Genomic DNA, 13,351 nt, shown 5'->3' on the forward strand with positions numbered 1-13,351 from the left:
TCTCCTTATTAGAATCTAAAGTGTGCGAATGCCTTGTTGGCCTCGGCCATGCGGTGCATCTCCTCCTTACGCTTGAAGGCTGCGCCCTGCTGGTTGTAGGCATCCAGTATCTCTGCTGAAAGCTTGTCTGCCATCGTCTTGCCGGCGCGCTTGCGGGAATAGAGGACAAGGTTTTTCATGGAAATAGAAATCTTGCGCTCCGGACGAACCTCCATAGGAACCTGGAACGTCGCACCTCCGATACGCTTCGATTTCACTTCGACTTGGGGTGTGATGTTCTCCAGAGCCTGTTTCCAGACTTCCAGCGGAGATTTATCAGCATCCTTCATCTTCTTGCCGACGATTTCGAGCGAGTCGTAGAAAATCGTGTAGGCAATACTCTTCTTACCATCCAGCATAAGGTTGTTCACGAAACGGGTCACAGCCACGTCTCCGAACTTCGGATCCGGAAGTAGAATTCGCTTTTTTGGCTTAGCTTTTCTCATTGCTATTTAAAAATGATCTGTTAAAAACTCTCTTGTTGTTGACTACTTGCCTGCCTTGGGACGTTTGGCTCCGTACTTCGAACGACGCTGACGACGTCCGTCCACGCCTGCCGAGTCGAGCGCACCGCGCACCAGGTGATAACGTACACCGGGGAGGTCCTTCACACGACCGCCGCGGACGAGCACGATGGAGTGCTCCTGCAAGTTGTGGCCTTCTCCGGGGATGTAGGCGTTGACCTCCTTGCCGTTGGTCAATCTTACACGCGCTACCTTACGCATTGCCGAGTTCGGCTTCTTCGGGGTCGTCGTGTACACACGCGTACATACGCCTCGGCGCTGGGGACACGCAGCCAGTGCGGGAGACTTCGACTTGTCCTCCATCTTCACACGGCCGTTTCTCACTAACTGTTGAATAGTTGGCATTTCTAAAACTGTCCTTTAATTGTTAAAAAATCTATCTCCATTGTCCAAAATGGACTGCAAAGGTACGCATTTTTTCGGAAATACAATATATATGCACGTCTTTTTTCGCCATTTCCCAGGATTTTACGCCGTTTGTAATACTTTTTACTTATAGAATTTCCTGCAAAATAAATTCCGGTTATATATAAACCGACAACGGATTTATTATCAACGCCATAAACCGAATGTTCCGGGCCTTGATCCCCGGCACGGACTTTGCCCCGCAAACGGCGTGCAGACAGCCCTTCCCGACAGGAACGGCCCGAAAACAAACTGCACCGCAAAACCATGACAATCACCAGAAAACGATTCACACACACGCTTTTACCGGCGCTTCTCGCCGCATTCGCCGGCTTCGCGGCGTGCAGTTCGGACGACGACGCCCCCGAACCGCCGAAACCCTCCGGCTACGACATCTACACGGCGGGCTACACCACGCCCGCATCGAAGGCCGTCGCAACGGTCTGGAAAAACGGGCAGCTGCTCTACACCCTGACCGACGGCACGAACGACGCCTGGGCCTACGCGGTCTGCGTTTCGGACGGCACGGTCTATGCCGCCGGCTACGAACGGCAGGGCGACCGGATCGTGGCGAAGGTCTGGGAAAACGGCACGCTGAAATACACCCCGGGCGCTCCCGGCGCCGACTCGTACGCCTACTCGGTCTTCGCCGCAAACGGCAGCCTCTACACGGCCGGGAGCGAGGAGAGCGGCGGAGCCTTGACGGCGAAAATCTGGAAAGACGGCGATGCGCTCTACGCCTATTCGGTCAGCCCGGCCGTCTCGCAGGCCCGGTCGGTCTGCGTCTCGGGCGGCGACGTCTACGCCGCAGGCAGTCTGCAAAGCGGGCTCACGAAGCCGCTCGCCGTGGTCTGGAAAAACGACAAGGCGCACTACACGCTCTCCGACGGGGAGACCCCCGCCGGAGTGAACGCGCTCTGCCTTTCGGGCAGGACGCTCTACGCCGCAGGCCACTCGGGCGGCGCCGCAGCGGTCTGGAAGGACAAGGAGCTGCTCTACACCCTGACCGATGGCAGTTCCTATGCCGAAGCCACCGCCGTCTGCCGGTTCGGACACACGCTCTACACGGCGGGTTACCACACCGACGGCTTCGAGGAGGAGGGCGTCGTCTGGAAGGAGGGACAGGAGCTGTTCGACCTCTCCGACGGCCCGGGCAGCGGCTCGATGCCCTATTCGGTCGCCGTCTGCTACGACGACATATTCACCGCCGGAACGATTTTCGGCACGACGCGGACCGCCGTCGTATGGCACGGTGACGAAATCCGATACACGCTCTCCGACGGCACGGGTCACAGCGAAGCCTACTCGATGTACGTCGTCCCGCTCTACGACTGACGCATCCCGCAAACGAAAAAAAGGGGGCGCGCCCGAATGGCCGCGCCCCCTTTTTTCCCATGCAGCCGCACTGCGGCACGCAGACCGCCCGTCACCGGGTGATCCGAATGATCCACGCGTCGTAATAACCCTCGCCGCGCGCCGCGCCGTCGACACGGATCGGGCTGTGCACCTCCGCCTCGTAAATGCGCTCTTTGCGGTTTTTCTTCCAGACCACGTAGAGGTCGAACTCCACCTTCGTGGAGGTCCCGTCGCCCCAGTCGACCACGAACGACTGCCCTTTCAGACCATCCGTCGGATCGAATTCTCCGAAAGCGAGGTGATAGCCCTTGATCCTGTCGTACTCATTCGCCCCTTCGAGCCGCAGCGCCAGCGGCCGCGGCAGATTGGCCCGCGTCGCCGGGGCCGCAACGGCGTCCGCCGCCACTTCGTAGCGTTTTCCGCCGTATGTCACGGCGATGGGCCGGCCGAGAATCGCATCAGGCTCATCGGGATCGAGCAGATTCACGCCCGTCGCGGCGTCGGAAACGAAAAAGCAGACCGAAGGATTCACGAAATCATAGATCGGCATCTCGTATTCCACCTCCTCCGAACAGCCGGCAAGCACACCCAGCGCCAGCGGAACGCCCAGCAAAAAAACTTTAAATTTACCCATAAGCTCGCAATTTAAATCCGACATGCGCCACTCCCGGATAAAGATACGTTTTTTTTTCTATCTTTGCGGGAAAATCCGCAACAAAATTACACGACATATGGAGTACAATTTCAAGGAGATCGAGGCCAAATGGCAAAGCCGCTGGAGGGCGGACAAAACCTACAAGGTGGAGACGGACCCCTCGCGGCCCAAATTCTACGTGCTGGACATGTTCCCCTACCCTTCGGGAGCGGGCCTGCACGTCGGCCATCCGCTGGGCTACATCGCCTCGGACATCTACTCGCGCTACAAGCGGCTCAAGGGATTCAACGTCCTCCACCCGATGGGTTACGACGCCTTCGGCCTTCCCGCCGAGCAGTATGCGATCCAGACGGGGCAGCATCCCGCCGTCACGACCGAGCAGAACATCGCCCGCTACCGCGAACAGCTGGACAAGATCGGATTCTCGTTCGACTGGGACCGCGAGGTGCGCACGTGCGACCCCGGATACTACAAGTGGACGCAGTGGGCGTTCCTCGAGATGTTCTCCCATTGGTACGACCGTTCGAAACAGCAGGCGCGCCCCGTCGCGGAACTGACCGCCGCCTTCGAAACGAGCGGCACCGAGGGGCTGGACGCCGCCTGCACGACCGAGATGCACTTCACGGCCGCCGAATGGAACGCCAAAAGCGAGCGGGAGAAGGAACAGATCCTTCAGAACTACCGCCTCGCCTTCCGCGCCGACACCCAGGTCAACTGGTGTCCGAAGCTGGGGACCGTGCTGGCCAACGACGAAGTGCACGACGGACTTTCGGTCCGCGGCGGCTATCCGGTCGAGCAGAAGCGCATGAAACAATGGCTTCTGCGCGTGACGGCCTACGCCCAGCGCATGCTCGACGGACTGGACAAACTCGAATGGAGCGACTCGCTGAAGGAGATCCAGCGCAACTGGATCGGCCGCTCGGAGGGCGCCCAGGTCTTCTTCGACATCGAGAACAGCGACCGGAAACTGGAGATCTTCACCACCCGTCCCGACACGATCTTCGGCGTGACGTTCATGGTCATCGCCCCCGAGCACGAGTGGGTCGGCGAACTGACGACGCCCGAGAACAAGGCCGCCGTCGAGGAGTACATCCGCCAGACCAAAAAGCGTTCGGAGCGCGACCGCATCGCCGACACGAAGCGCGTAAGCGGCGTTGCGACAGGCTCCTACGCCATCAACCCCTTCACGAACAAAGCCATTCCGATCTACATTTCCGACTACGTGCTCTCGGGCTACGGAACGGGCGCCATCATGGCCGTTCCGGCGCACGACTCGCGCGACTGGGCCTTCGCCCGCCACTTCGGACTGGAGATCGTCCCGGTGGTCGAGGGCGGCGACATCGAGAAAGAGTCGTACGACGCCAAAACGGGGAAAGTAATCAACTCGGATTTCCTCAACGGCATGGATGTAAAGGAGGCGATTCAGGTGATGTTCGCCGAAGTCGAGAAGCGCGGACTGGGCAAAAAGCTCGTCAACTACCGCCTGCGCGACGCCATTTTCTCGCGCCAGCGCTACTGGGGCGAGCCGTTCCCGATCTACTATAAGAACGACACGGCCTACCCGCTGGCGGAGGACAAACTGCCGCTGGAGCTGCCGCCCATCGAGAATTTCGGCCCCACGGCCGAGGGCGAACCGCCGCTGGCCCGCGTCAAGGGATGGGCGACGCCCGAGGGCTGCCCCTACGAACTGTCGACGATGCCCGGATTCGCCGGATCGTCGGCCTACTACCTCCGCTACATGGACCCGCACAACGACAAGGCGCTCGTCGGGAAAGAGGCGGACGAGTACTGGCGCAACGTCGACCTCTACGTGGGCGGCATCGAGCACGCCACGGGCCACCTGATGTACTCGCGCTTCTGGAACATGTTCCTCTACGACCTGGGCTGCGTCTGCGAGGAGGAGCCGTTCCGCAAACTCGTCAACCAGGGCATGATCCAGGGGCGCTCGAACTTCGTCTACCGCATCGTGGGAACCAACAGGTTCGTGTCGCTGGGCCTCAAGGACCAGTACGAGACGCAGGCGCTCTACGTCGACGTGAACATCGTCCGCAACGACATCCTCGACCTCGACGCCTTCCGCGCATGGATGCCCGAATACAAGGACGCCGAATTCATCCTCGAGGACGGCAAGTACGTCTGCGGCTGGGCCATCGAGAAAATGTCGAAGTCGTTCTACAACGTCGTGAACCCCGACTACATCGTCGACAACTACGGCGCCGACACGCTGCGCATGTACGAGATGTTCCTCGGACCGCTGGAGCAGTCGAAACCCTGGGACACGAACGGCATCGACGGCGTGCACAAATTCCTGCGCCGCTTCTGGCGCCTGTTCTTCGACCGCGACGGGCAGCTGTGCGTCACGGATGAAAAGGCGACCGAGCAGGAGCTGCGCACCCTCCACAAGACCATCAAGAAGGTCTCGGAGGACATCGAGAACTTCTCGTTCAACACCTCCGTGGCGGCCTTTATGATCTGCCTCAACGAGCTGGGCGAGTGTTCGAAGCGCGAAGTGCTCGAACCGCTGACCGTGCTGCTCGCCCCCTTCGCCCCGCACATCGCCGAGGAGCTGTGGGCCGCGCTCGGACACACCGAATCGGTCTGCACGGCCTCCTATCCGGTCTGCGACGAGACGCACCTCCTGCGGAACTCGTTCGAATACCCCGTGTCGGTCAACGGCAAGCTCCGCTTCCGGAAGGAGTATGCCGCTTCGATGACGCCCGCCGAGATTCAGGCCGACGTCGTCACGGCCCCCGAGGCGCAGAAATGGCTCGAAGGCAAAACCCCGAAAAAGATCATCGTCGTGCCGGGCAAGATCATAAACATCGTGATCTGACACCCCGTCACGCCTAAAATACCGATTTATGAAACGCACACTACCGCTTATCGCAACACTCCTGCTTATGACCGCAACAGCATCGGCACAGGATTACGGACAGACCGCGACCCTCAAAATCTGGGACAACACGACCGCGCCCCACAGCAACGGCATCACGACGCCGGAAACGGAAAAGGAACCCAACCGCGTACGGAACACCTCCGAAGCGACTCTCTACATCTTCCCGGCCGACAAGGCCAAGGCCACCGGCCAGGCCGTCGTCATCTGCCCGGGCGGCGGCTACGGCATGCTGGCCATGGACCACGAGGGCTACGAAATGGCGAAATGGTTCGCCGCCAACGGCATCACGGGTGCCGTGCTGAAATACCGGATGCCCAACCACCATCCCGAAGTGCCGCTGGAGGACGCCGTACAGGCCCTGCGCATCATGGCGGGACTCGAAGCGGGCGCCACGGGCTACACGGCGGACAAAGTGGGCATCGTAGGCTTCTCGGCCGGCGGACACCTCGCGGCGATGGCCTCGACGATCGGCAGTTTCAAACCGGCCTTCTCGGTCCTCTTCTACCCGGTCATCACGGCCGTGCAGGGCAAACGCCACCAGGGATCGTTCATCAACCTGCTGAGCGAGCAGCGCACCCCCGAGCAGGACGCAGCCTACTCGCTGGAGAGCCGCGTGACGGCCGACACCCCGCCCGCCATCCTGCTGCTCTCGGACGACGACAAGACCGTTCCGCCCGTCAACAGCACGCTCTACTACAACGCCCTGAAGGCGCACGGCATCGAAGCCTCGATGCACATTTACCCCTCGGGCGGCCACGGCTGGGGCATCCGCGACTCGTTCCGCTACAAGGCCCAGTGGCAGGACGCCGTGCTGGACTGGCTCCGCCGGATCAACGAATAAACAGGCCGGGCACGAACCGCGCCCCGGCAGCCGCACCCCGGCACGAACCGGAACGGCCGCCCGGCGACTACATCCCGGAGGGAATCCCGCACGAGGGGTTCCCTCCGTCGGTTTCTCCGGCCCGCGCATTGCCGTCTGCCGGTTATTTCCCATCTTTCCTTGCGAAAGAACGCCGGTCCCGAGAGAGAGCCGCTGCGGCCTTCGCTTAATTTTTTAATTCTTAATTTTCAATTCTTAATTAAATGTGTCGTATCTTTGTCCCCAAAACAAAGACACGACACATTTTTATGGCAGACAACACCATCCTGAACCGCCTCGACGGTTTGAAACTCAAATACGAGGAGACGGGGCAGAAACTCACCGACCCCGAAGTGATCGCCGACGTCAAGCAGTTCATCCAACTGACCAAGGAATACAAGGAGCTGGAGCCGATCATCGAGACTTCGGAACGCTACCGCACGGCCATCGCCAACCTCGCCGAAGCCAAGGACACGCTGGCCACGGACAAGGACGAGGAGATGCGCGAAATGGCCCGCGAGATGATCGCCGAGCTGGAGCCGCAGCTCGCACAGATGGAGGAGGAGATCAAGCTGCTGCTGATCCCCAAGGACCCGCAGGACTCGAAAAACGCCATCGTGGAGATCCGCGGCGGAACGGGCGGCGACGAGGCGGCGATCTTCGCCGGCGACCTGCTGCGCATGTACACCAAATACATCGAGTCGAAAGGCTGGCGCTACGAAATCACCTCCTCGTCGGACGGCGCCGCAGGCGGTTTCAAGGAGGTGGTGCTGAAGGTATCGGGACAGAACGTCTACGGGACGCTCAAATACGAGTCGGGCGTGCACCGCGTGCAGCGCGTGCCCCAGACCGAGACGCAGGGCCGCGTGCACACCTCGGCCGCATCGGTGGCCGTGCTCCCCGAAGCCGAGGAGTTCGACATCGAAATCTCGATGAACGACATCCGCAAGGACATCTTCTGTGCGAGCGGTCCCGGCGGCCAGTCGGTCAACACGACCTATTCGGCCATCCGCCTGACGCACATCCCCACGGGCATCGTCGTGCAGTGCCAGGACCAGAAATCGCAGCTGAAAAACTTCGACAAGGCTTTCGAGGAGCTGCGCACGCGCGTCTTCAACCTCGAATACTCGAAATACCTCGACGAAATCGCCTCGAAGCGCAAAACGATGGTCTCGACGGGCGACCGTTCGGCCAAGATCCGCACCTACAACTACCCGCAGGGGCGCATCACCGACCACCGCATCAACTATACGATCTACAACCTCGCGGCCTTCATGGACGGCGACATCCAGGATTGCATCGACCACCTGATCGTGGCCGAGAACGCCGAGCGTCTGAAAGAGAGCGAACTTTAGCCGCTTAAAAAACCCTTTTCAGGGGCAGCAGGGGCGGGATGAGCCGCTGCCGAAACCCGTTGCCCCGGGCCGTCTAAAAAACGGCTTTCAGGAGGGGGGGGGCCGGACTTGCGCCCCGGATTCGGCTCCGGCCGTTTCAGATAAACGAAACAAGCGATGAAGATTCCCGCCGATTTCGACGCCGAGATCTGGAGCGTCGTCGCAGAGATTCCCGCAGGACGGGTCGCGACCTACGGGCAGCTGGCCCGGCTGATCGGCATGCCCGGCCATGCGCGCCGCGCGGGACGGGCGCTGGCGATGGCTCCGGAGGGTCTGCCCTGCCACCGGGTCGTCAACAGCCAGGGCCGGACAGCGCCCGGATGGACCGGACAGCGGGAGCTGCTCGCAGCCGAAGGCGTCCGTTTCCGGGCCAACGGCTGCGTGGACCTTTCGGCTTCGGGCTGGGAGGAGATCGGATAGTCCGCAGGCAATATCCCGGCCCTGCCGGCCGTTTTGCAAAAAAAGATTACGGTATGAAAAGATACGCACTGCTTCTCTACATCCTGTTTCTCGCCGCAGCCGTCCGTGCCGCGACGCCCAGGCCGCAGCCCCTGTACATCGTCAACGGCAAGGAGACGTCCGAGATACGCTCGATTCCGCCCGAGGACATCGAGAACGTCGAGATGCTCCCCGCCGACGAGGAGACCATCGCCCGCTACGGCCAGCGGGCCGCACACGGTGTGATGCTCATTACGCTGCGCTACGACCGGCCGGCCTCCTTTCCCGCGGACTCCGCCTTCGGCAGCTACATCGCCCGGCAGGTGCGCTGGGACGAGAGCGAACCCACGGCGCGCGTGGTGCTGCGCTACAAGATCACGCCCGACGGCGAGACCGTCGTCCAGCAGGAGCTCGAATCGACCGACAACCGCCTCAAGCGGCGCGTGCTGAAAGCCGTGGCGGAAGCTCCGCGCTGGCATCCGGCGCAGAAGAACGGCGCGCCGGTCGAAAGCGAAGGCGTATTGAGCATCCAGCTTCCCGAGGGCCGGCGTATGCCGCGGCAGGCGGAGCTGGTCATCCGCTGACAACTCCGCTCCCGAAACCCGCAAACCTCATCTGCAAAAGCCCCTGAAAAACTCCGAAACGTGAAAACCAACTCCCTCTCCGCATGGATTCTGGCCGTCAGGCCGTACAGCCTCGGCAACTCCGTCATCCTCGTCCTGATCGGCTCCGCACTGGCCTGGACCGACCGCGGATTCCATTGGCTTCCGGCCGTGCTGTGCCTCGCATTCGCCCTGCTGATGCAGTGCACGGCCAACCTGGTGAACGATCTCTGGGACTTCCTGAAGGGGGCCGACCAGCCCGACCGGCTGGGTCCCGACCGCGCCTTCGCCAAAGGCTACATCACCCTCGGGGCCATGAAGGCGGGCATTGCGGGATTCACACTTGCGGCCTGCGCCGCGGGCGTCGCGCTGCTCGTCTGGGCGCTCCACGCCGGCGCGCTCCGCTACGGAGGCTGGGAACTCGTCGCCGCAGGCGCCGCCTGCATCGTCTTCGCCTGGTTCTACACCGCAGGCCCTTACCCGCTGGCCTACCACGGGCTGGGCGACGCCGCGGTCATCCTCTTTTTCGGACTGGTCCCCGTGGGATTCACCTATTACATCCAGACCGGCGCGTGGACCCCGGAGGTTCTCGTCGCCGCGCTGGCCTGCGGCCTCGTGATCGACACGATGCTGATGATCAACAACTTCCGCGACCGCGAGGAGGACGCCCGCTGCAACAAACGCACGATCGTCGTCTGCCTCGGCGCAGGCGTCGGCCGCTGGGGTTATCTCGCCCTGGGAACCGCGGCCGTCGCGCTGTGTCTCACGCTGCTCTTCGCAGGCCGCACGTGGGCCGCCCTGCTTCCCCTTCCCTACCTCGCCGCACATATCTCCACATGGCGCAAGATGGTGCGCATCGACCACGGCGACGCCCTGAACGTCTGTCTGGGTGAAACTGCCCGCAACATCCTGCTGTTCGGAGCCTTGTTCACCCTCGGAATTCTGCTGGGCCGATGACTGAATCACAACACATTACCCTGCGCGAGTTGCAGCGCCGCGTGAAGTCGGCGCTCGAAGGGCAGTTCGCGCTGCCCCTCTGGGTGAGCGCCGAGATTTCGGAAATCAAGGTCAACTACTCGGGCCACTGCTACCTGGAGCTTGTGGAGAAGGGCGGCGACAACGGCGTGCCGACAGCGCAGGCCCGGGCCGTCGTGTGGCGTTCGAACTACCCCCGCATCGCGGGCTATTTCGAGGCCGAAACGGGCCAGCGGCTCGCCGCGGGCATCAAAATACTGGCCAAGGCGCTGGTCACCTACCACGAACTTTACGGCTTCTCGCTCCAGATCACCGACATCGACCCCTCCTACACGCTGGGCGACATGGAGCGGCAGCGGCAGCAGACCATCGCGCAGTTGCAGCAGGAGGGCGTCTGGGACATGAACCGCGAGGCGCCGATGCCGGCCGTCGTGCAGCGCGTGGCCATCGTGTCGAGCGCCAACGCCGCCGGCTATCAGGACTTCTGCAAGGAGCTGGCCCGAAGCGCCTACCGTTTCGAACTGACCCTGTTCGACGCCTTCATGCAGGGCGAAGCGGCCGAGGAATCCATCATCGAAGCCCTGTGCAACGTCGCGGCCCGGCCGGAAAAATTCGACGCCGTGGTGCTGATCCGCGGAGGCGGGTCGAGGAGCGACCTCAACTGCTTCAACGCCTACCGCCTCTGCACCCACGTGGCGCAGTTCCCGCTGCCGGTGGTGACGGGCATCGGGCACGACAAGGACACCAGCGTGGCCGACATGGTGGCCCACACGGCGCTCAAAACCCCGACGGCGGTGGCCGGATGGCTGGTCGAACGGATGGCCGAAACCGACGGGTGGCTCGACTGCGCCGCCCTGCAACTGAACGACATGACGAAGGCCGCGATGCACGCCTCGGAGGTGCGTCTCGAACGCCTCTCGGGCGAAGTGAGGCGGCTGAGCGGCGAACTCCTCACGCGGCAGACGCTGCGTCTGGAACATTTCACAGGGCTGCTGCCCGACGCGGCGCGCGACTTCCTCGCGCGGCAGGGCGTGCGGCTCGGCAACGCCGCGGAACTGATCGCCGGACGCTCGCCCGAACGCATCCTCCGGCTGGGATTCGCCGTCCTGCGCGCCGGAGGCCGTGCCGTGACCTCGGCCGGAAGCGTCGCGGAGGGCGAGCAGGTCGAAATCGAGGTCTCCGACGGCAAGATAGACGCAACCGTAAATTCCGGAAAAATATGGCAAAAAAAGAAGTGACCTACGCCGAGGCGATGGGTGAGATCGAGAAGATTCTCGCACGCCTGCGCAACGAAGAGATGGACGTGGACAGCCTCGCCGCCGAGGTGAAGCGCGCCACGGAGCTGATCGCCTCGTGCAAGGCGCGGCTGCGCAAGGCCGAAGCCGACGTGAACAAGATTTTAGAGTAATCCCGCTGCATGCGTAAAATCCTCCGCCAGCCGCTCCTGAATGCGGCCGTTGCCGCCTGCGGCGTCATTGACAAATCCGACCCCACCCCGACCCTCCCCCGGGGAGGAAGATGGCGTACGCTCCGGAGGGTCGGCACAAAAAACAGATAGTCGCGCAATGATAAAACAACTGATCAAATTCTCGCTCAACCACATCCCGCGCCCCGTGCTGCAACGCATCGCGGGATGGGCCGTACCCGTGGCGGGACTGTTCTACAAGTATAGGCGCCGGGGGGGGGTCGAATGCCCCGTGTGCGGCGCGAAATACCGGAAGTTCCTGCCCTACGGCTACGTGCAGCCGCGGCCCAACGCGCTGTGTCCCAAGTGTCTGTCGCTGGAGCGGCACCGCCTGCTATGGCTCTACCTGACGCGCGAAACCGATCTCCTGACGGCCTTTCCGCGCACGCTGCACATTGCTCCCGAGGTCTGTATCATGCGTCACCTCAAGCCCCACTTCAAGTCGCATCCGGGGCAGTATGTCACGGCCGATCTCGAAAGCCCGCTGGCCGACCTGCATTTCGACGTGCAGCAGATCCCGCTGGCCGACGGCTCGGTGGACGTGGTGATCTGCAACCACATCATGGAGCACGTCGCCGACGACCGGCGGGCGATGCGCGAACTGCACCGGGTCCTCAAACCCGGCGGCTGGGGCATCGTCCTCTCCCCGGTGGACAGGGACTACGAGCAGACCTACGAGGACGACTCGATCACCGATCCCGACGAGCGCACGCGCATCTTCGGACAGTACGACCACCGGCGCATCTACGGCGCCGACTATGCCGACCGCCTGCGCCAGGCGGGTTTCCAGGTCGCGGACATCGACTACGCCGCGACCTTCACCGAGGCCGAGCGCAGACTATACGCCCTGCCGGCCGATCACATGTATGTGGTTTACAAAGTCTGACAGGCGGCCGTCGAAACGGCTGTCCGACGGGAATCGCCCGACGGCGATCCGGGGCTTGGTCTTGCCGTGGAAATCGCTTCCGCAGGTCATGGAAGCGCCTTTGGAGAGGGCCAGCGAGGTGAAATAGACAGCCTGTTCGGGGGTGTGGTAGTTGTTGAAGACTTCCAGTCCCGCGGCCCCGCGGTCGAGCAGCCGCCCGGCGGTCTCCTCCCGGCCCCGGAAATTCAGCCCCGGATGCGCCACGACGGGCACGCCCCCGTTGTCGCGGACCAGCTCCACCGCATCGCGGTAATCCATATACTCCACGGGCACGAACGCCGGACGGCCCTGTGCGAAATAATCGAGGTAGAAGTTGATGTAAGGCATGTCGCTCCGCTCGCCGCCCTCCATATAGGGCCGCAGCGGGGGCGTATGGCAGTTCGCGTCGGAGAGCATCACCTCGGCGATCAGTTCGCCCGTCGGCGGTTTCCCGTCGGCGGCGGCCAGCACCGCACCGGCATCGACCCGGAAGCCCAGTTTCAGCAGGTTGTCGACCATGGCCCCGAACGACGCCATGACTTTGGCGGCAACCTCCTCCTCCAACCGCGCGAAATCCGCCGAACGCCAGTCGATGCCGTAGCCCAGCAGGTGCAGGTCCGTCCCCCGGTAGTTGCAGTCGATCTCGATGCCGGGGACGAACCCGATGCCCCGCTCCCGGGCCAGCCGGGCGGCCTCGCCGACGCCCCGCACCGAGTTGTGGTCGGTCAGCGAAAAGGCGTCCAGCCCGCGGGCGGCGCACAGACCGACGATTGCGGCGACGGGAAGCTCCCCGTCGCTGCTGTATCCGGAATGGATGTGGAGGTCATATGCGGCCATAA

14 protein-coding genes are annotated in these 13,351 nt (G+C 62.5%); 10 read left to right on the plus strand and 4 right to left on the minus strand.

The window, feature by feature from the left end:
* Nucleotides 1-8 precede the first annotated feature (8 nt).
* Nucleotides 9-485 (minus strand): 30S ribosomal protein S7, encoded by a 477-nt coding sequence (rpsG, locus tag NQ492_RS06720; protein WP_015547046.1) that lies wholly within the window; start codon nucleotides 483-485, stop codon nucleotides 9-11.
* Nucleotides 486-527: 42 nt separating this feature from the next.
* Complete coding sequence (gene rpsL, locus NQ492_RS06725; RefSeq protein ID WP_022061192.1) at nucleotides 528-908, minus strand: 30S ribosomal protein S12; 381 nt, start codon at nucleotides 906-908, stop codon at nucleotides 528-530.
* A 327-nt stretch (nucleotides 909-1,235) separates the two neighbouring features.
* On the opposite strand from rpsL, the gene NQ492_RS06730 reads away from it, so the two are divergent.
* Nucleotides 1,236-2,303, plus strand: a complete 1,068-nt coding sequence (locus tag NQ492_RS06730) for a hypothetical protein (RefSeq protein ID WP_044054303.1) — start codon at nucleotides 1,236-1,238, stop codon at nucleotides 2,301-2,303.
* A 91-nt stretch (nucleotides 2,304-2,394) separates the two neighbouring features.
* Here NQ492_RS06730 and NQ492_RS06735 read toward each other — a convergent pair whose 3' ends face one another.
* On the minus strand, nucleotides 2,395-2,958 hold the full coding sequence (locus tag NQ492_RS06735; RefSeq protein WP_157359468.1) for a hypothetical protein: 564 nt from the start codon (nucleotides 2,956-2,958) through the stop codon (nucleotides 2,395-2,397).
* A gap of 97 nt (nucleotides 2,959-3,055) precedes the next feature.
* Here NQ492_RS06735 and leuS point away from each other — a divergent pair, with 97 nt between their 5' ends.
* The 9 genes from leuS to NQ492_RS06780 all read left to right on the plus strand — a co-directional run bounded on the left by leuS (nucleotide 3,056) and on the right by NQ492_RS06780 (nucleotide 12,494).
* Nucleotides 3,056-5,812, plus strand: a complete 2,757-nt coding sequence (gene leuS, locus NQ492_RS06740; protein ID WP_015547045.1) for a leucine--tRNA ligase — start codon at nucleotides 3,056-3,058, stop codon at nucleotides 5,810-5,812.
* Nucleotides 5,813-5,840: 28 nt separating this feature from the next.
* On the plus strand, nucleotides 5,841-6,716 hold the full coding sequence (locus NQ492_RS06745; protein ID WP_044054302.1) for an alpha/beta hydrolase: 876 nt from the start codon (nucleotides 5,841-5,843) through the stop codon (nucleotides 6,714-6,716).
* Between the two features lie 287 nt (nucleotides 6,717-7,003).
* Nucleotides 7,004-8,089: a peptide chain release factor 1 gene (gene prfA / locus NQ492_RS06750; protein WP_015547043.1), complete on the plus strand. Its 1,086-nt coding sequence runs from the start codon at nucleotides 7,004-7,006 to the stop codon at nucleotides 8,087-8,089.
* A 156-nt stretch (nucleotides 8,090-8,245) separates the two neighbouring features.
* Nucleotides 8,246-8,548, plus strand: a complete 303-nt coding sequence (locus NQ492_RS06755) for an MGMT family protein (protein ID WP_015547042.1) — start codon at nucleotides 8,246-8,248, stop codon at nucleotides 8,546-8,548.
* Nucleotides 8,549-8,601: 53 nt separating this feature from the next.
* Complete coding sequence (locus NQ492_RS06760) at nucleotides 8,602-9,150, plus strand: energy transducer TonB (protein WP_015547041.1); 549 nt, start codon at nucleotides 8,602-8,604, stop codon at nucleotides 9,148-9,150.
* 60 nt (nucleotides 9,151-9,210) lie between these two features.
* Nucleotides 9,211-10,125 (plus strand): 1,4-dihydroxy-2-naphthoate octaprenyltransferase, encoded by a 915-nt coding sequence (gene menA / locus NQ492_RS06765; protein ID WP_022062685.1) that lies wholly within the window; start codon nucleotides 9,211-9,213, stop codon nucleotides 10,123-10,125.
* Nucleotides 10,122-11,381, plus strand: coding sequence for an exodeoxyribonuclease VII large subunit (gene xseA / locus NQ492_RS06770; RefSeq protein WP_044054300.1), 1,260 nt, complete (start codon nucleotides 10,122-10,124; stop codon nucleotides 11,379-11,381). The genes menA and xseA overlap by 4 nt, the downstream gene beginning before the upstream one ends.
* A complete protein-coding gene (gene xseB / locus NQ492_RS06775; RefSeq protein WP_015547040.1) occupies nucleotides 11,363-11,551 on the plus strand; it encodes an exodeoxyribonuclease VII small subunit in 189 nt (62 codons plus the stop codon). Before xseA ends, xseB begins: the two co-directional genes overlap by 19 nt.
* A gap of 160 nt (nucleotides 11,552-11,711) precedes the next feature.
* Entirely contained in the window at nucleotides 11,712-12,494 is a 783-nt protein-coding gene (locus NQ492_RS06780) for a class I SAM-dependent methyltransferase (protein ID WP_044054769.1), read from the plus strand.
* Here NQ492_RS06780 and NQ492_RS06785 read toward each other — a convergent pair.
* Entirely contained in the window at nucleotides 12,447-13,349 is a 903-nt protein-coding gene (locus NQ492_RS06785; protein ID WP_015547038.1) for a PHP domain-containing protein, read from the minus strand. The genes NQ492_RS06780 and NQ492_RS06785 overlap by 48 nt on opposite strands.
* Nucleotides 13,350-13,351: the final 2 nt, after the last annotated feature.

The sequence above is a fragment of the Alistipes shahii WAL 8301 genome (genome assembly GCF_025145845.1).
GTDB lineage: Bacteria > Bacteroidota > Bacteroidia > Bacteroidales > Rikenellaceae > Alistipes > Alistipes shahii.

What these genes read in the sequence shown, in the direction of transcription:
- rpsG (WP_015547046.1), bottom strand. Translation starts at nt 485, where the DNA reads ATGAGAAAAGCTAAGCCAAAAAAGCGAATTCTACTTCCGGATCCGAAG.
- rpsL (WP_022061192.1), bottom strand. Translation starts at nt 908, where the DNA reads ATGCCAACTATTCAACAGTTAGTGAGAAACGGCCGTGTGAAGATGGAG.
- NQ492_RS06730 (WP_044054303.1), top strand. Translation starts at nt 1,236, where the DNA reads ATGACAATCACCAGAAAACGATTCACACACACGCTTTTACCGGCGCTT.
- NQ492_RS06735 (WP_157359468.1), bottom strand. Translation starts at nt 2,958, where the DNA reads ATGGGTAAATTTAAAGTTTTTTTGCTGGGCGTTCCGCTGGCGCTGGGT.
- leuS (WP_015547045.1), top strand. Translation starts at nt 3,056, where the DNA reads ATGGAGTACAATTTCAAGGAGATCGAGGCCAAATGGCAAAGCCGCTGG.
- NQ492_RS06745 (WP_044054302.1), top strand. Translation starts at nt 5,841, where the DNA reads ATGAAACGCACACTACCGCTTATCGCAACACTCCTGCTTATGACCGCA.
- prfA (WP_015547043.1), top strand. Translation starts at nt 7,004, where the DNA reads ATGGCAGACAACACCATCCTGAACCGCCTCGACGGTTTGAAACTCAAA.
- NQ492_RS06755 (WP_015547042.1), top strand. Translation starts at nt 8,246, where the DNA reads ATGAAGATTCCCGCCGATTTCGACGCCGAGATCTGGAGCGTCGTCGCA.
- NQ492_RS06760 (WP_015547041.1), top strand. Translation starts at nt 8,602, where the DNA reads ATGAAAAGATACGCACTGCTTCTCTACATCCTGTTTCTCGCCGCAGCC.
- xseA (WP_044054300.1), top strand. Translation starts at nt 10,122, where the DNA reads ATGACTGAATCACAACACATTACCCTGCGCGAGTTGCAGCGCCGCGTG.
- xseB (WP_015547040.1), top strand. Translation starts at nt 11,363, where the DNA reads ATGGCAAAAAAAGAAGTGACCTACGCCGAGGCGATGGGTGAGATCGAG.
- NQ492_RS06785 (WP_015547038.1), bottom strand. Translation starts at nt 13,349, where the DNA reads ATGGCCGCATATGACCTCCACATCCATTCCGGATACAGCAGCGACGGG.